Here is a 19,073-nt window from a genome sequence, read left to right as displayed (position 1 = left end):
AAAATTTATTCCGTTTGTACAGGTCGCGTGCGTCGTAGCTGCCTTGCGTTTCGGCTAGAATTGCTTTCGGTTTAGGCTTGTTTCTCGACGGAGGAAGGGAATGACGCAGACCCTGAAAAATCAGTTATGAAGTACCGACAATGAAAGATGTAGGTGCCTTCTATACTCTTTTGGGACAGCTACAGGATGTTGCTGTCGAACCTCATAGATGGCAACCGTTTTTGGAGCAAATAGCTGCTGCCAGTGGAGCCGCAGGTATCAACGTCATGGCACCTGCTGATCGTGGTTCGGTAACGGGGCTCATGTTCACCAATAGCATGTCCTCCATCATGGATGAACACCAGCGCAATGGTTGGACCCACCGCGATCATCGTGCGAAATTCATGCCATTGATGAAGCGGTCCGGGGTGGTTCTTGAATCCGATTTTGCTTCCGAGCAGGATTTATTCGAGCTGGAATATTATAAGTTTGTCGCGAAATTCGGATTTCAGCATTCTGCGGTTGTCAATTTTTCGTCTGGAACCAATGATCGCTTTTTTGTCCTCCACCGCAAATTGGCTGATGGAGGATTTTCCGACAAAGATCGGGAGCACTTCAGCGCTCTTCGCTCTCAGCTACAGATGGCGTCGCGCATCATGTCCATCTTCGCGGAAAGCGAAATGCGGGGCTATCTGGCAGCCTTTGAGCGTGCAAATGTTGCATGCCTGTTCGTGGACCGTCGCGGTTCTGTCGTGGCAGCAAATCAGAAAGCTGAAGGACTTTTGAAGGACGACGTCCATGTTTTTCGCAATAAGCTGACAGTGGCCTCTTCAAGAGAAGCCTCGGTCTTTGAAGCGGCGCTAAACAGAGTCATCGGCAGTGCGGACCCGACGCTTCGCCAAGTAGTAACATTCGAGCGCGGGGACAAAAGACCTATATTGGCACGCATCGAGCGGGTTGGCTCCAATCTGCGCGACGTTTTCGCGGACGCCTGCGCGATGGTACTGCTGGAGGACGTTGACCAGCCTCAGTCCATATCGCACGATGTACTGCGAAAACTTTTTGGCTTCACACTCTCGGAATGTCGGGTTGCTTGCCTTTTAGGCGAGGGCGAAGATATCAGGGCGATAGCCGAGCGCTGCGGGGTTCACTACGAAACCGCCCGTGCACATATGCGATCGATCCTTAAAAAGACGGGCACTCAACGCCAAGCCGAACTCTGTCTCCTGCTCGGAAACATTCGTCTCGGTTGATATCAGATGTGTATCGCCGAATTCCATCGGGGGTGAAATGCCAGGCTTTCAGCCTAACGCTCCTTGCATGAACCCTGCTGTCAGATAATGCCGGCGATCTTGGTTGCGAGCCCTTCCAGATCGGCATCGGAAGAGGGGCCGGTGAGCACGTAACTTGCCTGCAAGCCCTGCCAGGTCACCATGCCAATGTCGTCTCGGATGCTCTCGCGCATGTCTTTTTCCGGCATGGGCGAAATGAATTTGGTGAAGGATATCGCGATAACCTCGCCATCCCGGTTCTGGTAGATCAGTTCCCCCACGGGCCTTCCACCTGCCGAAAACAGGCGAGCACCCATGAAAACGAGCTTTTCCGAGGTGAGATCCGGTATGCGGAACGAAATGCCCGTGGTCGCCATCAGCCATTCGACGATATGCGCGGATTCGTTTGCCGGAATTTCCACGAGATGTCGCGACTGACGGGAAAAGAGCCGGTAATGGGATGCAACATCATCCAGCCAGGCTTTGCTCGGATCACCCGCAATGTCTGCATAGGTCATCATGTGGGATGGAGCGCCGACCATGTAGCCGGCCGCTGCTCCGAGCGCGAACATGATGACGGACGAGGTGATTGCGAGGCGGTAGGTGGGCTTGAGCTTTTGCCTTACCGTGTCTTGCTTTGGAAAGCGCAAGGCGCGGCGGCCTTCCGGCGCCGTCTTGATGCTTCTGACAAGACTGAGCGAAACAGGCTCTTTCAGCATTTCATTGAACAGCGTTCGGCCGTGTTCCGTGGCTTGCCGGAGCTTGTCCGCGGTCAGCTTTGCGTTTGGATCATTCGCGAGAAGGTCATCGAGTTCAGACTTCTCCGCCTCAGTCACTTCTCCATCCAGCATGGCGGACAGGCGGGCATCGAGCGAGGGCTGGCGCAGATTGTCGGACATCAGGCTCTGCGCTCCGCGTCGCTTTCGGTGACAATGGCGAGTTCGCGTCGGGCGGCTAGAACCGTTTCGGCGATGCTGTCCTCCGTCGTTGCCATGACTGCTGCCGCTTCGCGATAGGAAAGTTCTTCAACCGCGCAGAGCAGAAAGGCCGCAGCCAGTTCCGCGGAGAGGATCATCGGCAATTGTGGTGAAGTGGTAGTAGAGGAATGGAGGCAGACGACTGTCTCGCTGGATGCCTTCTTCTTGCGGATTTCCGTTCGCCATAGGGAGCAGATCGCGCCAAACAGACGCAGATCAAGCCGGTCTTCCGTATCCTGAAAAGGTGCCTTCAGGAGAGCCTGGCCGCACACCTTGGACACAAGATCATCCGCCTTCGCCCCGTTCTGCGCGAGAACAAGCGCGAAACGCCGCAAACGGGGCAGCAGGGAAACGAGGTCCCGTCGAATGTCCGTGTTGTGTGGCTTTACGTCCATGAATTCCTTGGTACCGAATCTGTCAATCGTCAAAGTTTCCGAATTATCTCTACAGGCCAAGGCTTTCGCCAAACTGGCTATACTTCCAATCCAAGAGGTGGCGGTTCCAGAAGTGGTGCCGGTGTCCCGTAAAGAACACGGCGTTGCTCGTGAGCAATGGCATCCGCTCCTTCAGTCAGTCCGAACCGATCACATGCGAGGTTCCAGGATCCAGGTTGGCCCGACAATGTGAAGAAATTATAGGCGGCTGGAGGTTTGTGTCCACCCGGCCCCTGCGAGGCTGAAGCGATGCCGACAACCGGCACGCTGCCTGCATGTGTCTTCAAATGGTAGAGCGTATTGAGATGCGTATGACCGTGGAGGACAAGCTCCGCGCCGCCGGTGGAGATTGCCGCATTGAAACGGCGAATGCCCAGCATGCGCTTGTGGGAAGCAGCCGCGCCACGAATGGGTGGGTGATGGATCATCACGACGCGAAAAAGACCTTCTTCTCCCGCCCTGCGCAGGAGATTGACAGTTTCGCGGGCTTGCCTGCTGCTGAACAGGCCGCTGGCGGAAAAGGGCAGGGTCGCATTCGAGGTGGAACAACCGATAATGGCAATCGGTCCGCGGCGGCGATAGGTTGGAAAAATGTGATCCTCGTCCGACCAGTCATTCGGATCATTGTCCGCGGCGATGAACGGATACCATTCGCGTACGGAGCGATCATGAGCGCCGGGCACATAGGCGTCGTGATTGCCGGGCACCACGGTCGTATCGAGCGGATCGCCGATGCTGCGCAGCCATTCGCCCGCCAGCTGGATCTCGATGGAGGTTGCGAGATTGACAAGATCGCCGGTGATCATCAGATGGTCCGGCTGCCGCGTGCGTATATCGCTCAACAGCAGATCCAGTGTATTCACAAGCAGATGCTTGCGCCTGTTGCGGTGCCAGTTGATAAAGCCGGTGATGCGTTTAGAGGCCAGTTCGCGCACTGTCAGGCGAGGAAGCGGGCCGAGGTGAACATCTGAAATGTGCGCGAAGGTGTACATTGCTCGAGACATAGAGCTTGCAGGCCAAGGGGGCAACCCGCATGAGCAATGAAGGAATACAGGAAATCAGCGGATTACGGACGAGGCTTATCGTTTCGGTCCTTCATCGGCTATTTGCCTTCACGCGAGGCATGACGCTTGGGGTTCGCGCAGCCTGTTTCGATGCGCAAGGCCGCATCTTTCTGGTTCGTCATACTTATGTTCCGGGCTGGTATCTTCCCGGCGGGGGCGTGGAACACGGCGAAACCGTAGCCTTCGCTTTGGCAAAAGAACTCCGCGAGGAGGGCAATCTGGAGATCGATGGCGAGCCGCAGCTGTTTCAGGTCTATCAGAACAGTCGCGCCAGCAAGCGGGATCACGTGATCTTGTATCGGGTGAATGTCCGGCAAACGGCGCCACGAGCACCTGACCGGGAAATTGCCGAGAGCGGGTTCTTTTCTCTCGACCAGCTGCCTGCGGATGTGACCGCCGCAACGCTGCGGCGGTTGAAGGAGCTTTCTGGTGAGCGGCCAAAGCAGGAGATCTGGTAGCGTCAGACGCGATCACGCTCGTGCGGAGCGTCGAGATCGAGTTGTGGTCCAACCGGCACCACACCTGTGGGATTGATGGTCTTGTGGCTTCGATAGTAGTGATGCTTGATGTGCCGCAGGTTGACCGTCTCCCTGATGCCGGGGTGCTGATGCAGATCCCGCAGATAGGCTGAGAGCGCCGGATAGTCGGCTATACGGCGAATGTTGCATTTGAAGTGGCCGACATAGACCGGATCGAACCGCACAAGGGTGGTGAACAGGCGCCAGTCCGCTTCCGTCAACTGGCTGCCGAAGAGATAGCGCTGGCTTGCCAGGCGGCGGTCGAGCTCATCCAGCATATCGAACAGCGCAGTGACGTTTTCCTCATAGGCAGCTTGCGTCGTCGCAAATCCAGCCTTGTAGACGCCGTTATTGACCGCATCATAGATGTGAGCATTCAGTGCGTCGATTTCCGTTCTGAGTGACGGCGGATAGAAATCCAGGGTCGAGTCGGTCAGTGCATCGAAGGCCGAATTGAACATGCGGATGATTTCCGCCGATTCGTTTGAAACGATCGTGTCGTTCTTTTTGTCCCATAGAACCGGCACCGTTACGCGGCCTGAATAGGTCGAATACGCGCGCACATAGAGCTGCCATAGCGCTTGGCTGCCAAACAAGTGGTCAGGTGTCGCATCCGCATCGTCTTCCAGCTTGAATTCCCAGCCATTGTCGAGCATCAGAGGGCTGACGACAGAGACGCTGATCATGTCTTCCAGTTGCTTCAGCTTGCGGAAGATCAGCGTGCGGTGCGCCCAGGGGCAGGCGAGTGATACATAAAGGTGGTAGCGGCCCGCCTCCGCCTGGAAACCGCCTTCACCGGACGGACCCGGAGAGCCATCCGGCGTGATCCAGTTGCGGAAGCGGGAGGCATCGCGCTTGAAATGCCCACCCGTCGACTTCGTATCATACCAGACATTCTGCCACTGGCCTTCGACAAGCATTCCCATGCGTTCAATCTCCTCGCTGTCGTCGTTGCAACGATACAAGTCCTCGAATGAAAAGCGAGTTCCGCAATGAAGACAGTGTGTTTTCGATAGACGACCATAAATTTTACTGTTATTGCGATTTTCCAAGCGAGGAAATCGTTAATGGCCCAGACCCTGACACTTCGACGACGTTGATTGAACTGCCGGACGCCCCCTTGGCGTCGTTCACAATGCTGTTGTTTTGTCTTTTCTGGTCTGGCTGCTCATGAACAAGCACGATCTTGTCTACCTCACTGAAGATGCTTCTCACGATGAAATCATTGAGTTGATCAATGCCGAGGCTTTTGGTCCCGGTCGATTTACCAAGTCATCGCAGCGTATTCGCGAACAGGGTCCGCATGATCGTTCGTTGTCTTTCATCTGCGCAGATGACGGCGAGACGATTGCCTCTGTGCGGATGACCGCCGTGAGGGCAGGCGAGGTGGACGGGCACCTGCTGGGGCCGCTTGCCGTACGGCCATCGCACAAGAACCGCGGTATCGGGCGCGAACTGGTCCGCATCGCAATTGAAGCTGCACGGCGCAAGGGCTCTGAGGCCGTCATTCTGGTTGGTGACGCGCCCTATTACATGCCGCTTGGTTTCGAACGCGTCGCTTATAACGCCCTGACTTTCCCAGGACCGACCGATCCGGCGCGCATTCTGGTGGTGCCGCTTGGCGAAAATGTTCATGCTCGCCTGAAGGGCGAAATTGCCTGGCAGGATTGGCAGCCGGTGGCGCTGGCTATGGCCGCCGAATAAGCTGTTTTTCAGAAAACCTTGTTCAGCCAATGAATGAACTGGCCGCCGGACATGGGGCCATTCTTGCCGATAACCCTGTAGCCGTATTTCAGATAGGTTTGCAGCGCGTCCGGGTTCATTGTATCGAGATAGGAACCGACGCAGCCGCGCACCTTGGCTTCTTTTTCCGCCATGGACAAAAGTCGACCTGCAAGGCCATGGCCCCGGTTTTCTTCAGGAATGTAGAGAAGCTGCACGTAAAGCCAGTCTCGCGCGGTCCATCCGATGAGACCGCCGACGACTGTTCCGTTTTCTGACCGCAGACAGATCGCAAGGTCGCGCTTACCACTGTCGCCAAATCGGGCAGTGTTATAATCGAGCAGCGGCTTTCGGATGGCCTCTTCCAGATCCGGCGTCACGATGTCGGAAACAACCAGATCAAACGCCATTTACCGTCCTTCGCGCCACCACATGGCGGAAATCGCCAAGAGAAGCGCTGCCAGTCCTGCAAAACCGGCAAAAAGCGGTGTCGAATCGATGCCCTTTAGCACAGTCTCGTCCGTCATGCGGATGACCATACGGTTCGGATCATTGATCCTGACCTCACCCCGAACCGGCAACAGGTCTGGTATCGTCACACCGTCGCCATTGGCCACGCGGCTGATCAGGCCACGCGTCTTCTGGGCATAGGGCGCGAGTACATCGCCGGTCGAAATCATGGCCTGAAATTCAGGTGCATCGACATTGCCGATGTGGACAAGCGTGGACAACTCGCCGTTTCGGATCTCGAAAAGGCCGGTTTCATCCATCCGCTTCTCGATCCGGTAGAGCCCCGGTCCAGCGGCGGTGAAGACGACCGTCTCCGTCTTTCCGGAAGGATAGCGGATGGTGGCTGGCCCCGGATCGTCGCCGATGGTCTGGCGCGTCGCCTCCAGGGTTCGGCCGACGGTGCGGGCGGTCAGAGCCTCTTCCTCAAGCTCCGGCTCCTTCATCAGCCAGTGTGCGATGCGCCGGTAGAGAGCCACATGCGGGCCGCCGCCTTCAAACCCGCGCGCCCACAACCATCCCTGATCCGATAACAGAGTTGCAATGCGGCCTTCGCCCTTCCGGTTCAGAACCAGAAGGGGGCGGGTGCCCTCGCCAAGCATGACAGTCTGGCCCTGTGGCGGATCCACATCCACCGTGCGGAACCAGCGTCCCCAGGCGGGCGGCTCTGCGGCTGCGCCATCCAGTCCACGCGTCACGGGATGCTTCTTGCCTTCATCCGAAAGGCGCGGGAAGAACGGGGCATTGTGGACGCTGCCGCTCGGCAAAGCAGGCAAGACGGTGGAAAGTGGTGTCAAGGCGATGGAGGATTCGCCGGCATATTCCGGGCCCGCTGCAACGAGCAGGGCGCCACCCTTTTCCACATATTGCGCGATGTAATCGTAATAGAGCATCGGCAGGATGGGGGTCGTGCCGAGATTCTGGTAGCGGTCGAGGATGATCAGGTCGAAATCATTGATCTTCTCGATGAACAATTCGCGTGTTGGAAAGGCGATCAGCGAAAGCTCGTTGATCGGCGTGCCATCCTGCTTGAAGCTTGGCCGAAGAATGGTGAAATGGACCAGATCAACGGAGGCATCTGATTTCAGCAGGTTACGCCAGGCTCGCTCACCTGCATGTGGTTCGCCGGATACCAGCAGAACGCGCAGGTTCTGGCGAATTCCATCGATGACATGGACGGCGCGATTATTGGCGGCGCTGACTTCGCCTGCCACTTCCGGCACGGAGAACTCCATGATGTTGTTGCCGCCGCGTGGCACATTGAAGCGGAAGGGGAGCGGGACGCCCGGATTCGCCTGCAGAGTGCCAATCACTTCACCATTCATACGGATCGTAACAGATGCAGCCCCGCCCGGTGCCGGACCTTCATCCACCACGCGCAGGGTCATTTCCTGCTCTTCGCCCACGATGCCAAAGCGTGGCGCTTTCACAACCTGTACCCGTCGGTCATATTCGCCTGCGCGGCCGGTGATGAGGCCATGGATGGGCGCAGTGAAGCCAAGATCCTGATTGGTGCCGGGCAGATCATGCACCTGTCCGTCTGTCAGGAAGATCGCGCCGCCCACCCGCGCAGGCGGAACATCGGCGGTTGCTGCGTTGAGCGAGGACCAGAGACGGGTCGAGGGTGTGTCGGTATCCTCATCCTTCACTTCAACGATGCGAGGCTCGATGCGTGGAAAGCGTGAAAGACGGTCGGTAAGTGCCTGTAATGCCTGATCGGTCTGGCGGGTACGCTCGGCAGTTTGCTGGCTCTGGGAGCGGTCCACAATCACAGGAACGATGGTCGATAGTGGCTCGCGGTCTTCCTGCGTCAGGGTTGGATTGGTCAGCGACAGGAGAAGAACAGCAAGCGCGACGGCGCGAAGCGTTGCGCCCCGCATGCCGCGCCAAAGCGAAAGGGTAACCAGCACCAGCGCGAGGAGGCCGAGAACGGCGAGAACAGACCACGGCAGAAAGGGTGACAATTCAATATTCATCCCGATATCCTACTGGCCGAGCCGCTGCAGCAGATCCGGCACATGCACCTGATCCGCCTTGTAGTTGCCGGTCAGCATGTACATCATGATGTTCACGCCGGTTCGATAGGCATATTCCCTCTGCATTTCGTCCGAGGGCACGGTCGGCAGCAGCGGGATGCCGTTTTCATCGATCGCCCAGGCACCCGCCAGATCGTTTGCCGTAATCAGGATCGGGCTGACACCATCCCCGGAGGCAGCGAGCGGCCGATCCGGATTGCGCGCTTCCTGGCGAGCCTGCACCCACATGGGGCTTCCGCTGTAGCGACCCGGAAAATTGGACAACAGATAGAAGGCGCGCGTCAGGATGTGGTCTGCGGGCGCCGGCTCCAGTGCCGGGATATCGACGTTGGCCAGAATGTCCTGCAGCCGCTGGCCATTGGCCGAGGTCGAGCTGCCATCGAAAGACGAAATCTGATCGCGGGTATCGAACAGAACCGTGCCGCCGTTTCGCATATAGGCATCGATACGCGAAATCGTGGCCGCACTGGGCATGGGTGCGGTTGCGGAGATCGGCCAATAGATCATCGGGTAGAAGGCCAGCTCATCCTTTGAAATGTCGAGGCCAACCGGTGCGCCGGGTTCCAGTGCCGTTCGAAAGGTCAGAAACTGGGTCAGACCTTCGAGGCCCGCTTCAGATATGCGGTCAACTTCCGGCTCGCCGGTGATGACATAGGCAAGATGGGTCGTATCCAGCCGTTCCAGTGCCTGTTCGTCACCGGGTCTCGTATCCGCCGCATGGGCGGTTGGAGCGGGCAGGGTAAAGGGCAGAGCAATCAAGGCAGCCAAGACGGCCGCAATCCGGCCGCGCCGTGTAACTCTGGAAAAGGCACCATTCATGAGGAGGACAATCAGCGTATCGAGAAGCAGGAGCATCAGCGCAAGCGTAAACAGCGCAGGCCTTAGCGACACGGCTTCGCGGCCAATGAGACCCTCGCGGGCGACGGTCATGCCCTCGACAGAGATGTTGACGGGTTCCAGCTTGGCTGTGGGTGGCAGAAGGTTGACGGCGCTGAAACCGTCCTCATTGCCATAGAGCCCCGGCGGATGATCGAAAGACGCGGATGTAACCTTGCCCGGTGCCGTCGTCAGCGGTTTTGCCGAGTCGATCTGGGTCGTCAGAACGCCTTCCGCGTTCAGCAGACGATAGGGAGGCAGAGCGACGGCCGCCTCTCCGCCCTGCGAAGCGGTTTGTGCTCCACCGGCGCGGGCAACCTGCATCAGGCGGCGCAACATTTCAACGAAGGATCCGGACAGAGGCAGGTCTGACCAGGTTGCTTCGGCGCTGACGTGAAAAAGCACGATGCGACCGGCGTTCACCTCACGCGTCGTCACCAGCGGCGTTCCATCAGCAAGGCTTGCCCAGGTGCGCTCTGCCAGATCCGGCGAGGGTTCGGCAAGCACCTGCCGGTTGACCGTAACGTCCTCCGCGCGGGGCATTCCGGCAAAGGGTCCGATAGACGGGAAATCGGCGAGCGGTTGCGGTTCCGCCCAGGAAAGAGCGCCACCCAGCGCACGCTCGCCGCGGCGCAGATTGACAGGAACCAGCGGATCGTCTGCTGGTGCCGCTGCGAGACGCGGACCGGCGAAACGGATCAACACGCCACCGCGCGACAGCCAGCGTTGCAGCGGCTCATAGGTTTCCGCAGGCAAGCGGCCAATATCTGCCATGATGATGGCGGACGGGTTGGTATTCAGAACCTCCGGCAGCGATGCCGTCAGATCCGAGCTCTTCGGCTCGATGATATCGGCATAGGGCTGCAAGGCGCGGCTGATATAGTAAAGTGGCTGAAGAAGCGGCTGCACTTCATTGCTGCTATCGCCGGAGAGAAGGGCAACACGGCGGCGCTTGAAACCGTCATCCAGAAGGTGGGTCGATCCGGCGGTGGCCAGACCATCGATCGCAAGTCTTGCAAAGTCATTGCGTAGTTCGAACGGTGCTGCAATTTCGGCGGTCGCCGTTGCGGCGCCTGCGACGAAGTTCAACGGTGCCGTCGCAAGCGAACGACCCTGCTGATCGAGCGCGTTGACGGTGAGGCTGCGGGCGCCATCACGCGACAGGCGCTCGACGGTTACCTTCATGGCGCCGGAATCGTTTGCGGCCTGTGTCAGCGCAACCGCGTTCGTGCCGTCTCCAGTGATCAGGCGCACATCCGCAGCCGAAAGACTGGAGAGGTCTGCCGCCATGTTCTCGTCTTCAGCCGTGGCTATGCCATCGCTGAGAAATGCGAGCGTACCAGGCCGGGAGCCATTGAACGCCTCAACAAGCGCATCTGCGGCTCGTTCTCTCATGGGCGGAAGTGGCTTTGGTTGTGCTGCGGCCAGCTTCTCACGGGCAGCGGCAGCACTTGCAGGGACCCCGTCATGCGTCGCATCCGCCGTGAACACGATGGAGACCGGCAGATTGGCCTGCTCCGCATCGTCAATCAGCATCGCTGCCGTTTCCACGCGGCGCTGCCAGTCCGCAGTCGTGGACCAGCTGTTATCGACGATCAGAGCAAGTGGCCCCCCATTGTTCAAGGAGCCGGTCCGTGGGTTCAAAATGGGGTTCGCGATGGCAAAAATCAGGGCTGCCGCCATCAGTATCCGCAAAAGCGTCAGCCACCAGGGGCTCTGGGCAGGGGTTTCTTCCCGCTTCAGAACCTTGGCGAGAATGGCCAGCGGCGGAAACACTTCCGACTGCGGCTTCGGCGGTGTCAAACGCAGCAACCACCAGATGGCAGGCAGAACCACAAGCGCGATCAATATGAATGGGCTTGCGAAGGCGAGGGCTCCCATCAGCGGCCTCCTGCCAGGCGCGGCGGATTGCCGGACAGATGACCGTGAACGGCCACCAGTGCCTCTGAAGCCAGGTGATCGGTGCGATGGAAGATGAAACTCCAGCCCATCCGGCGCAGCGACTGCCCAAGATTTTCACGGCGCGCGAGATAGGCGCGCTGGTAATCGTCTCGCAGCGTTTCGGCACGACCGGAGGTCAGCTTTTCGCCCGTTTCCGGATCGGTGAATTCCGTGCGTCCCGCATAGGGGAAAATCTCTTCCGCCGGATCGGCTACCTCAATCACGTGGCCGCGCAGACTGCGTTTTGCCAGCGGCGAGAGGCGTTCCATGATTTTGTCCGCATCGTCCAGAAAGTCACCGATGAGAACGACATCGCTTGCGCCGCGGATCATGTCCGTTCGCGGCAGGCCTTCGGTTGGCGGCGCATGCATGATCGCAGTTGCCAGTCTCTCGGCGGCGTTGCGGGCGGAAACCGGCTCCATCACGCCCGGGCAGCCGATGCGCTCACCCGACCGCGCCAGGATTTCAGCCAGTGCCAGCATCAGAACCAGCGCCCGGCTTTCCTTTGACACCATGCCATAGGTGGACTTGTACATCATCGAAGGGGACATGTCGGCCCAGAGCCAGACTGTATGCGCTGCCTCCCATTCACGGTCGCGCACATAAGCGTGGTCATCTCGAGCAGACCGTCGCCAGTCAATGCGGGAAAGATTTTCGCCATCGGTATAGGGGCGGAACTGCCAGAAATTTTCGCCGATGCCGCGCTTGCGGCGACCATGCCAGCCGGAGATCACCGTATTGGCAATCCGCTTCGCCTCCACCATGCAATCCGGCACGAGTGCTGCCCGCTGGCGCGCACGCGCAAGAACTTCACTGCCGGGTGTCTGGGAAACGATCTGGCCTATGGATGCCACGCCTGCTCCTTTGAACGATGACGCATGTTACAGGATCGCCGATCAGGCGTTCGATTGCTTCACAAGGCCGCTGATGACATCACGGACCGACATGCCCTCGGCACGCGCGGCAAATGTCAGGGCCATGCGGTGCTGGAGAACAGGTTCGGCAAGAGCGTGCACATCATCGATAGAGGGTGCGAGCCTGCCTTCATAGAGCGCACGGGCGCGCGCGCATAGCATCAATGCCTGACCGGCACGCGGACCCGGCCCCCAGGCCACATGACGGTCTATCATCGTATTGCCCTGACCCGGACGGGCGGAGCGCACGATGGACAGGATCGCATCCACCACCTTGTCGCTCACCGGCATCTGGCGGACGAGCTTCTGGATTTCCTGGAGGCGCGATGCCTCAATGACCTTGGTTGCCCGTGCCTCGGCAATGCCGGTGGTCTCCAGCAGGATCTGGCGCTCGGCGGCGAGATCCGGATAAAGAACATCCACCTGCAGGAGGAAACGGTCGAGCTGCGCTTCCGGTAGTGGGTAAGTGCCTTCCTGTTCCAGCGGGTTTTGTGTTGCCAGAACATGGAACGGCGAGGGCAGATCATAACGCTGGCCAGCGACCGTGATGTGATATTCCTGCATGGATTGCAGCAGTGCGGACTGGGTGCGCGGGCTGGCGCGGTTGATTTCGTCCGCCATCAGAAGCTGCGCGAAGACCGGCCCCTTGACGAAGCGGAAAGACCGGCGACCGTTTTCATCCTGATCCATCACTTCGGTGCCGAGGATATCCGAGGGCATCAGGTCCGGCGTGAACTGTATGCGGTTGGCATCAAGCCCCAGCACTGTGCCAAGGGTCGTAACCAGCTTCGTCTTGGCAAGGCCCGGCACGCCGACGAGAAGGGCGTGACCACCGGAAAGTACGGCAACAAGGGTGTTTTCGACAACGTGCTCCTGGCCGAAGATGACCTTGGAGACTTCCGATCGAACCGTTGAGATATCGGCGAGCGCCTGCCCGGCGGCAGCGACGATCGCCTTTTCGTCCAGCGGAGTTTCGGTGGAAGTCATGACGCCCATTTTCGGTCTCCATCTGGCTCTTCTGACCCGGCATTATGCCGGGCGAACGAATCGTCTCGATCAAGTGTAGAATTCGCCCTTTTCAACTTATTCCCGCGATAGCGGCTGACAAGGACGTTGTGAATGACTATCTCGTGACAGAGCACTGCATTAACAGCAAGCGTGAATGAAATTATGGCAGACGAGACAATAAGAGCGGCAGGCGACGCTGCGGGACTGGCAGCCATGATTGCACGCGCTGCCGATCAGACCGGCAATCGTGAACGGGGTTTACCGCCTGTCGAGCGTTGGAACCCGCCTTTTTGCGGTGATCTGGACATGGAAATTCGTGCTGACGGCATCTGGTTTTATCTTGGTACACCGATTGGCAGGCCGGCGCTGGTGCGCCTGTTTTCCACGGTTTTGCGCAAGGATGAGGACGGCAAGACCTATCTCGTCACACCTGTGGAAAAAGTCGGCATTCGCGTGGAGGATGCGCCGTTTCTGGCCGTCGAGATGAATGTGGCCGACGAGGGCGGATTGCCGGTCATCACGTTTCGCACAAATGTCGGTGACCTCGTAACCGTCGATGCCGAGCATCCTCTTCGTTTCGAGATTGTTGGCGAGAAGCGGCAGCTGAAACCCTATGTCCTGGTCCGCGGGCGGCTGGAGGCGCTTGTATCGCGTGCCGTGATGTATGATCTGGTCGAACGCGGCGAGACGGTCGAGATCGGTGGCAGAGAGATGTTCGCGCTACGATCCGGTGCCTGTCTTTTTCCGGTGATGCCCGCGGATGAACTGGATGCTTTGAGCCAATGAGCGAGCTGCTGCTGAACCCAGCCTTCTACTCCGCTGCCGAGTTCCGGCGTCGCGCCCTTAACCAGTCGGGCAGCCCGCTTGACCTCGCATCTGCCGAGCATGGGGACCATATACTCAACCCTGCTATCATTGCGGAGGTTGCTGCCCGCAAGCTGAAAGATGCGGCAGTGCTGATACCCGTTGTCGATGACGCCGACGGCGCGAAGATCATTTTCACGAAACGTACCGCGACATTGCGCAAGCATTCGGGTCAGATTGCCTTTCCGGGCGGTGCCGTTGATCCGGAGGATGGTTCTGTTGAAAGGGCAGCCGTGCGGGAGGCTGAGGAAGAAATCGGCCTCGATCCACGCTTCGTCCAGCCAGTGGGGCGATTGCCCGATTATTTTGCCGCCACGGGCTTCCGCATCACGCCTGTGCTGTCAGTGGTTGAACGAGGTTTCGAGCTTCAACTGAACCCGACGGAAGTGGAGCATGTATTCGAGGTGCCGCTGTCCTTTCTGATGGACCCCGCCAACCATCAGCGCGACAGCCGCGACTTCAACGGCACGACCCATTACTTTTACAGAATGCCCTATGGCGAATGGAATATCTGGGGCATTACCGCAGGCATTCTGCGCACGCTCTATGAAAGGCTTTACGCATGACGGTGAATCTCGGTCAATCGGCATGGCTGCAGGATGCAGCCGTGCAGCGCGTGTTTGCGCTGCTGAATGCAGATGGAGGAGAGGGCCGTATCGTGGGCGGCGCGGTGCGCAATGCTCTCATGGGTGCCCCGATCAGTGATGTCGACTTTGCCACGACCAATATTCCTAAAGTGGTGATGGAAAGGGCTGCTGGTGCGGGCATCAAGGCTGTGCCGACCGGTATAGACCATGGGACCGTTACGCTTGTCATCGATGGGCGCGGCTTTGAAGTCACCACACTTCGTCAGGATGTGGAAACCGACGGGCGGCGCGCAAAGGTGAGTTTCGGAACCGACTGGCAGGCGGATGCCGAACGGCGAGACTTTACCATCAATGCGCTCTATGCGACGGCCGATGGCCAGGTCGTCGATCTCGTCAACGGCCTGCTTGACATCGAAACGAAGACCTTGCGGTTTATCGGAGATGCGCATCAGCGCATTGCCGAGGATTACCTGCGCGTTCTGCGGTTTTTCCGGTTCTTTGCCTATTACGGATCGGGAAGGCCGGATGCCGATGGTCTGCGCGCCAGTGCGAGGGCCAAGAAGAAACTGGACAGTCTGTCTGCCGAGCGTGTGTGGTCGGAACTGCGAAAGCTGCTGGCAGCGCCTGATCCTTCGCGCGCCCTGTTGTGGATGCGCACCTCCGGCGTGCTGACGGCGGTGCTGCCTGAAACGGAAAAATGGGGCATCGACGCGATCCATGGTCTGGTCGCGACGGAGACTGCCCTGAAATGGCAGCCGGATCCCATGCTGCGGCTGGCTGCGATCATCCCACCGGATAGCGAGCGTATTCGCGTGATGGCAGGCAGGCTGCGCTTTTCACGCGCGGAGGCGGATAGTCTTCAATCCTTCGCTGCCGCACCTTCAATCACGCCAGACATGGCAGGTGCTGCCCTTGATCGCGCGCTCTATCAGAATGGCGGGACCGGTATCATTATGAGGCTGCGGCTTGCATTGGCCAGTGCAAGGGCAAAGGCCGTTGACGACAATGCCGAAATGCTGAAGGCAGCCAAGCTTGACGCCCTGTTGAAGCGGGCCATCGCTTTTGTGAAGCCGCACTTTCCAATCAGCGGTGCAGATCTCGTTGAACTGGGACTGAAGCCGGGTCCGGAATTTGGAAAGGTGCTGGGGCAGCTCGAGGCGGAGTGGGTCGAGCGCAACTTTATTGACGACCGGGCAGCATTGACCGCCCGGCTGGCAACGATCATTCATCAGGGCCACTGACCGCTATCAGCCAGCGGGTTGTACAGGCTCGGCCCGTTCGTCGCGGATGCGCTCCTTGATGTGCTCGACCATGGTTTCGCGAATAAGTGTCTCGCCATGGGCAGTGCGCATGTGATCCACCGCGCGGCGCACGATCTCAGCGTCCTCATCCGCGCGGGTATGCCAATCACAACCGGGAACCAGCGTTCCGCATTCAAACTGTCTCATGATGTATCTCCCGTTTCTAACTCTCGGAAACACGCTCCTCAACGTGCCTTCGAGGTCTAAACGGGCGGGAAACCTGACGGTTCCCGAAAGCTGTGTTTAGTCCGAAAGCGCCCAAGCGTGGAAAACGGAGGGGTGAGCCGAGCCCGCCCGACGCTGTTGTTCCGACGAACCGGGGATGTTTTCGTTCGCCTGCGATGCGAGTTGCTGGCGAACCTGCGCCACATAGAACGCATGAGGCAGGTCTGTGTCACTGCGGGCTCTGAGTTCCGCAGCCAATCGATCAATCAGTTCGGGAGTTGCCAGCAAACGATTTTTGTCCGTCTGCTGGGAGGTGTTCGGGGGGACTGCTACGCTGCCTGACGCGACCATGATGATCCTCCTCCAGTGTAGTAACGCGGATGAGGATGATACGGATCTCTAGTTTGTCAATGGACTTTGCAGTCACACCCCTTCACGGGCGCGTCAGGGCCATTTCACCAAGGGGGGCAGAGACGACAGGATGGACTCGACGTTGCCGCCAGTCTTCAGGCCGAAGATCGTTCCACGGTCGTAGAGGAGATTGAACTCCACGTATCGTCCGCGGCGAACCAGTTGCTCATCGCGGTCCTGCTCGGTCCATTGCGTGTTGAAGTTCTTACGGACAAGCTGCGGATAAATATCGCGAAATGCCTTTCCGACATCCTGGGTGAAGGCGAAATTTGCCTCCCAACCGCCAGCCTCTTCGCGGGGATAGAGCCAATCATAGAAGATGCCGCCGATCCCGCGTGCCTCGTTGCGATGCTTGAGGAAGAAATAGTCGTCGCACCACAGTTTGAACCTTTCGTAATCTGCGACGTGTGCGTGCTTTCGGCACGGTTCTTCCATGGCGCGATGGAAAGCCTGCGAATCAGCATCGTCCTGCTTCCGGCGCCTGTCGAGCACGGGGGTCAGATCTGCGCCGCCGCCGAACCAGAGGCCCGAGGTGACGACCATGCGCGTGTTCATATGCACGGCGGGAACATTCGGGTTCACCGGGTGCGCGATGAGTGAGATGCCCGATGCCCAGAAACGCGGATCCTCGGACGCGCCCGGCATCTGCTTGCGGAACTCCTTCGAGAATTCGCCATGCACCGTGGACGTATGGACGCCAACCTTTTCGAAAACGCGGCCTTCCATCATTGACATGCGGCCACCCCCCCCGGCACCGTCTTCGCGTAGCCAGTCCTTTGGCTGGAAGCGACCGGGAGCGCGATCCGACAATGGGCCGGACAGCTCATCTTCCAATGCTTCGAACGAGGCACAGATCTCATCCCGCAAGCTCTCGAACCAGCGACGTGCCCGCAGCTTCTTGTCCTCGATGTCATCGGGCAAGCCGATTGGAATCTGCGGTCGTTCCATTTTGTCCTCGAAATCCAGTGATACATGCGTGATGAACTGGAGGGGTTCTAAACAGGCAGGCGCCCGGACGCAATCGCAACCGGTGTCGCAGACGATTCGACTCGCTTTATCTCTTTCTGCTACTATCAGACTGTCAGAGGTAAGAGCGCATGGCGAAACTCACAGCACCGCCGCTCGACGGCTTGAAACGACGGATCGACCGACACCGGCAGTCACAGGGTGAAGCCGGTCGGAGCCATTTTGTACGGGAAACCTTTCGGCTTTCCAGACCGGAAGCCCGCCAGAAGGCACGCGAGTGGTTCGATGCCTTTCCCAAGGCCGCCTACTGGACGGAGGTTGAAAGCTGGCGTCAGCTCGACGGCGACGAGATCGAATTCACCATGCGGCGACTACCTAGTGCTGATTGATGCAGCGATCGTGCACTATTCCGTAAAGCTTTAACTATTTCCGAAACGGAACCCAAAAACATTCTTCGCTAAAAGATGCACTGAACCGGCCACCTGTAGCCGGTTCTGCTCAGCGGAGTTATGATGTCGAGTATCCTCACTGATTTGACCCGTTTACCGATTTCCGGACGGACCGAGTCGACGCGCGCACAGCTTGTGAGATCAGAGCGGGCCGGGCCAGCAGGCGGGGTCTCGGAAACGGCAGGTAGCGAGGCCTACTGGTCCATCGCAACCACGATGAAGTCCAGCAGCATTTCGCTTTCCAGCGTCGAGGATGCGCAGGCTCTTTCCGCGGCGTTGACCGATAAGGCGTCCGTCGCGCTCGATGCAGCCACCGAGGTCATGTCCGACATTCAGTCGAAGCTCTACCTCGCAAAGACGCCCGGCGTCGATAAAGACGGTGTAAACTCGGCCCTTTCCGACCTGAAGGGCAGACTGTTGGACATCGCCCAGGCGGGATCTTTCCAGGGTCAGAACTGGCTTCAGAGCGAAACAGGTAAAGTGCCGAAGGTCCAGTCGCTGGTGGGCTCCGTCAGCTCTGATCGGAATGGCGACGTGGCGATAAACATCATCGATTTCGATACGGCGAAATCGACCCTCGTTGCCAAGGAGGATGCGAGCGACGGACTGTTGACGCGATCCTATTCCGGCATCACCAGATCGGGTGCGCCGTATGATTATCACCTGCTCGAAGCAGGTGCGCAGATAGCAGTTCCTCCGTCCTCCCGAGAGATATCGGTGTCACGCTCGGTCGGGAATGATGAGATCGAGGGCATGCTTTCCGCCGTTGGCAGCATGATGCGCGGCCTGACCGATGCCACCGTGGACGTCAATGCCGCGGGCGCTCGTGTCGGCGGCGCATCAGCGACGGTTGCGCGGATCATGGACAGTGTTGATGGCGAGGTTCGATCCATGATTGATGCGGGCATGGGTGAAGACGCCGCAAGGCTTGCCGCGCTCTCGGTGCAGGCGAGACTTCGAGAAACAGGCCTCAACATTACCAATGCAACAATGGCGGCTACGCTGCGTGCCCTGCAATAAGTGCCTGCAATAAGTGTTTGTGTTCGAACCTGCCTTCGGCATGCCCCTTGTCCCTAGTAATGC

Annotated in this window: 20 protein-coding genes; 8 read left to right on the top strand and 12 right to left on the bottom strand. The window is 58.7% G+C overall.

Annotated features, from left to right (window positions below; all coding sequences use genetic code 11):
- The first annotated feature begins 140 nt into the window (after window positions 1–140).
- A complete protein-coding gene (locus E8M78_RS16715; protein WP_137136122.1) occupies window positions 141–1,232 on the top strand; it encodes a helix-turn-helix transcriptional regulator in 1,092 nt (363 codons plus the stop codon).
- A gap of 80 nt (window positions 1,233–1,312) precedes the next feature.
- Here E8M78_RS16715 and E8M78_RS16710 read toward each other — a convergent pair whose 3' ends face one another.
- From E8M78_RS16710 to E8M78_RS16700, 3 genes are all read right to left on the bottom strand, one after another.
- Window positions 1,313–2,149: an anti-sigma factor gene (locus tag E8M78_RS16710; RefSeq protein ID WP_137136121.1), complete on the bottom strand. Its 837-nt coding sequence runs from the start codon at window positions 2,147–2,149 to the stop codon at window positions 1,313–1,315.
- A complete protein-coding gene (locus E8M78_RS16705) occupies window positions 2,149–2,622 on the bottom strand; it encodes a hypothetical protein (protein WP_137136120.1) in 474 nt (157 codons plus the stop codon). Before E8M78_RS16705 ends, E8M78_RS16710 begins: the two co-directional genes overlap by 1 nt.
- A 77-nt stretch (window positions 2,623–2,699) precedes the next feature.
- Window positions 2,700–3,653, bottom strand: a complete 954-nt coding sequence (locus E8M78_RS16700; protein ID WP_137136308.1) for a metallophosphoesterase — start codon at window positions 3,651–3,653, stop codon at window positions 2,700–2,702.
- Between the two features lie 41 nt (window positions 3,654–3,694).
- Between E8M78_RS16700 and E8M78_RS16695 the strand changes: the two genes are divergently transcribed.
- The gene (locus E8M78_RS16695; RefSeq protein ID WP_137136119.1) at window positions 3,695–4,183 is read left to right on the top strand and encodes an NUDIX domain-containing protein; all 489 of its coding nucleotides are present in this window, start codon (window positions 3,695–3,697) and stop codon (window positions 4,181–4,183) included.
- A gap of 2 nt (window positions 4,184–4,185) precedes the next feature.
- On the opposite strand, the gene E8M78_RS16690 is transcribed toward E8M78_RS16695, so the two are convergent.
- On the bottom strand, window positions 4,186–5,169 hold the full coding sequence (locus tag E8M78_RS16690) for a glutathione S-transferase family protein (RefSeq protein WP_137136118.1): 984 nt from the start codon (window positions 5,167–5,169) through the stop codon (window positions 4,186–4,188).
- Window positions 5,170–5,413: 244 nt separating this feature from the next.
- On the opposite strand from E8M78_RS16690, the gene E8M78_RS16685 reads away from it, so the two are divergent.
- Window positions 5,414–5,947 carry an N-acetyltransferase gene (locus E8M78_RS16685; RefSeq protein ID WP_137136117.1) on the top strand — a complete coding sequence of 178 codons (534 nt, stop codon included), beginning with the start codon at window positions 5,414–5,416 and terminating at the stop codon, window positions 5,945–5,947.
- A gap of 8 nt (window positions 5,948–5,955) precedes the next feature.
- Here E8M78_RS16685 and E8M78_RS16680 read toward each other — a convergent pair whose 3' ends face one another.
- Genes E8M78_RS16680 through E8M78_RS16660 form a run of 5 tightly spaced genes read right to left on the bottom strand, consistent with a single transcriptional unit; the run spans window position 5,956 to window position 13,235 of the window.
- A complete protein-coding gene (locus tag E8M78_RS16680; protein WP_137136116.1) occupies window positions 5,956–6,375 on the bottom strand; it encodes a GNAT family N-acetyltransferase in 420 nt (139 codons plus the stop codon).
- Window positions 6,376–8,448 (bottom strand): hypothetical protein, encoded by a 2,073-nt coding sequence (locus E8M78_RS16675; RefSeq protein WP_137136115.1) that lies wholly within the window; start codon window positions 8,446–8,448, stop codon window positions 6,376–6,378.
- Window positions 8,449–8,457: 9 nt separating this feature from the next.
- Window positions 8,458–11,265 (bottom strand): DUF4159 domain-containing protein, encoded by a 2,808-nt coding sequence (locus E8M78_RS16670; RefSeq protein ID WP_137136114.1) that lies wholly within the window; start codon window positions 11,263–11,265, stop codon window positions 8,458–8,460.
- A complete protein-coding gene (locus E8M78_RS16665; RefSeq protein WP_137136113.1) occupies window positions 11,265–12,179 on the bottom strand; it encodes a DUF58 domain-containing protein in 915 nt (304 codons plus the stop codon). Before E8M78_RS16665 ends, E8M78_RS16670 begins: the two co-directional genes overlap by 1 nt.
- Window positions 12,180–12,221: 42 nt before the next feature.
- The gene (locus E8M78_RS16660) at window positions 12,222–13,235 is read right to left on the bottom strand and encodes a MoxR family ATPase (protein ID WP_137136112.1); all 1,014 of its coding nucleotides are present in this window, start codon (window positions 13,233–13,235) and stop codon (window positions 12,222–12,224) included.
- Between the two features lie 174 nt (window positions 13,236–13,409).
- Between E8M78_RS16660 and E8M78_RS16655 the strand changes: the two genes are divergently transcribed.
- The 3 genes from E8M78_RS16655 to E8M78_RS16645 are packed head-to-tail and all read left to right on the top strand — an operon-like array spanning window position 13,410 to window position 15,939.
- Complete coding sequence (locus E8M78_RS16655) at window positions 13,410–14,033, top strand: DUF1285 domain-containing protein (protein ID WP_137136111.1); 624 nt, start codon at window positions 13,410–13,412, stop codon at window positions 14,031–14,033.
- A complete protein-coding gene (locus tag E8M78_RS16650; protein ID WP_137136110.1) occupies window positions 14,030–14,677 on the top strand; it encodes a CoA pyrophosphatase in 648 nt (215 codons plus the stop codon). The genes E8M78_RS16655 and E8M78_RS16650 overlap by 4 nt, the downstream gene beginning before the upstream one ends.
- Entirely contained in the window at window positions 14,674–15,939 is a 1,266-nt protein-coding gene (locus E8M78_RS16645) for a CCA tRNA nucleotidyltransferase (protein ID WP_137136109.1), read from the top strand. The genes E8M78_RS16650 and E8M78_RS16645 overlap by 4 nt, the downstream gene beginning before the upstream one ends.
- 6 nt (window positions 15,940–15,945) lie before the next feature.
- Here the strand turns inward: E8M78_RS16645 and E8M78_RS16640 are convergent, their stop codons facing one another.
- The 3 genes from E8M78_RS16640 to hemF all read right to left on the bottom strand — a co-directional run bounded on the left by E8M78_RS16640 (window position 15,946) and on the right by hemF (window position 17,523).
- Window positions 15,946–16,146, bottom strand: a complete 201-nt coding sequence (locus E8M78_RS16640; protein ID WP_137136108.1) for a DUF1059 domain-containing protein — start codon at window positions 16,144–16,146, stop codon at window positions 15,946–15,948.
- 96 nt (window positions 16,147–16,242) lie between these two features.
- On the bottom strand, window positions 16,243–16,515 hold the full coding sequence (locus E8M78_RS16635) for a hypothetical protein (protein WP_137136107.1): 273 nt from the start codon (window positions 16,513–16,515) through the stop codon (window positions 16,243–16,245).
- Between the two features lie 93 nt (window positions 16,516–16,608).
- Entirely contained in the window at window positions 16,609–17,523 is a 915-nt protein-coding gene (hemF, locus tag E8M78_RS16630; RefSeq protein ID WP_137136106.1) for an oxygen-dependent coproporphyrinogen oxidase, read from the bottom strand.
- A gap of 149 nt (window positions 17,524–17,672) precedes the next feature.
- Between hemF and E8M78_RS16625 the strand changes: the two genes are divergently transcribed.
- Window positions 17,673–17,930 (top strand): hypothetical protein, encoded by a 258-nt coding sequence (locus tag E8M78_RS16625; protein WP_137136105.1) that lies wholly within the window; start codon window positions 17,673–17,675, stop codon window positions 17,928–17,930.
- A gap of 123 nt (window positions 17,931–18,053) precedes the next feature.
- Window positions 18,054–19,010, top strand: coding sequence for a flagellar hook associated protein (locus E8M78_RS16620; RefSeq protein ID WP_170973451.1), 957 nt, complete (start codon window positions 18,054–18,056; stop codon window positions 19,008–19,010).
- Window positions 19,011–19,073 lie beyond the last annotated feature (63 nt).

Source organism: Rhizobium sp. FKY42 (assembly GCF_005222835.1).
Lineage (GTDB): Bacteria > Pseudomonadota > Alphaproteobacteria > Rhizobiales > Rhizobiaceae > Neorhizobium.
This window is presented reverse-complemented; position numbering and strand designations above follow the sequence as displayed.

Coding starts and splice junctions, on each gene's coding strand:
- E8M78_RS16715 (WP_137136122.1), top strand. CDS start 141: ATGAAAGATGTAGGTGCCTTCTATACTCTTTTGGGACAGCTACAGGAT.
- E8M78_RS16710 (WP_137136121.1), bottom strand. CDS start 2,149: ATGTCCGACAATCTGCGCCAGCCCTCGCTCGATGCCCGCCTGTCCGCC.
- E8M78_RS16705 (WP_137136120.1), bottom strand. CDS start 2,622: ATGGACGTAAAGCCACACAACACGGACATTCGACGGGACCTCGTTTCC.
- E8M78_RS16700 (WP_137136308.1), bottom strand. CDS start 3,653: ATGTACACCTTCGCGCACATTTCAGATGTTCACCTCGGCCCGCTTCCT.
- E8M78_RS16695 (WP_137136119.1), top strand. CDS start 3,695: ATGAGCAATGAAGGAATACAGGAAATCAGCGGATTACGGACGAGGCTT.
- E8M78_RS16690 (WP_137136118.1), bottom strand. CDS start 5,169: ATGGGAATGCTTGTCGAAGGCCAGTGGCAGAATGTCTGGTATGATACG.
- E8M78_RS16685 (WP_137136117.1), top strand. CDS start 5,414: ATGAACAAGCACGATCTTGTCTACCTCACTGAAGATGCTTCTCACGAT.
- E8M78_RS16680 (WP_137136116.1), bottom strand. CDS start 6,375: ATGGCGTTTGATCTGGTTGTTTCCGACATCGTGACGCCGGATCTGGAA.
- E8M78_RS16675 (WP_137136115.1), bottom strand. CDS start 8,448: ATGAATATTGAATTGTCACCCTTTCTGCCGTGGTCTGTTCTCGCCGTT.
- E8M78_RS16670 (WP_137136114.1), bottom strand. CDS start 11,265: ATGGGAGCCCTCGCCTTCGCAAGCCCATTCATATTGATCGCGCTTGTG.
- E8M78_RS16660 (WP_137136112.1), bottom strand. CDS start 13,235: ATGGGCGTCATGACTTCCACCGAAACTCCGCTGGACGAAAAGGCGATC.
- E8M78_RS16655 (WP_137136111.1), top strand. CDS start 13,410: ATGGCAGACGAGACAATAAGAGCGGCAGGCGACGCTGCGGGACTGGCA.
- E8M78_RS16650 (WP_137136110.1), top strand. CDS start 14,030: ATGAGCGAGCTGCTGCTGAACCCAGCCTTCTACTCCGCTGCCGAGTTC.
- E8M78_RS16645 (WP_137136109.1), top strand. CDS start 14,674: ATGACGGTGAATCTCGGTCAATCGGCATGGCTGCAGGATGCAGCCGTG.
- E8M78_RS16640 (WP_137136108.1), bottom strand. CDS start 16,146: ATGAGACAGTTTGAATGCGGAACGCTGGTTCCCGGTTGTGATTGGCAT.
- E8M78_RS16635 (WP_137136107.1), bottom strand. CDS start 16,515: ATGGTCGCGTCAGGCAGCGTAGCAGTCCCCCCGAACACCTCCCAGCAG.
- hemF (WP_137136106.1), bottom strand. CDS start 17,523: ATGGAACGACCGCAGATTCCAATCGGCTTGCCCGATGACATCGAGGAC.
- E8M78_RS16625 (WP_137136105.1), top strand. CDS start 17,673: ATGGCGAAACTCACAGCACCGCCGCTCGACGGCTTGAAACGACGGATC.
- E8M78_RS16620 (WP_170973451.1), top strand. CDS start 18,054: ATGTCGAGTATCCTCACTGATTTGACCCGTTTACCGATTTCCGGACGG.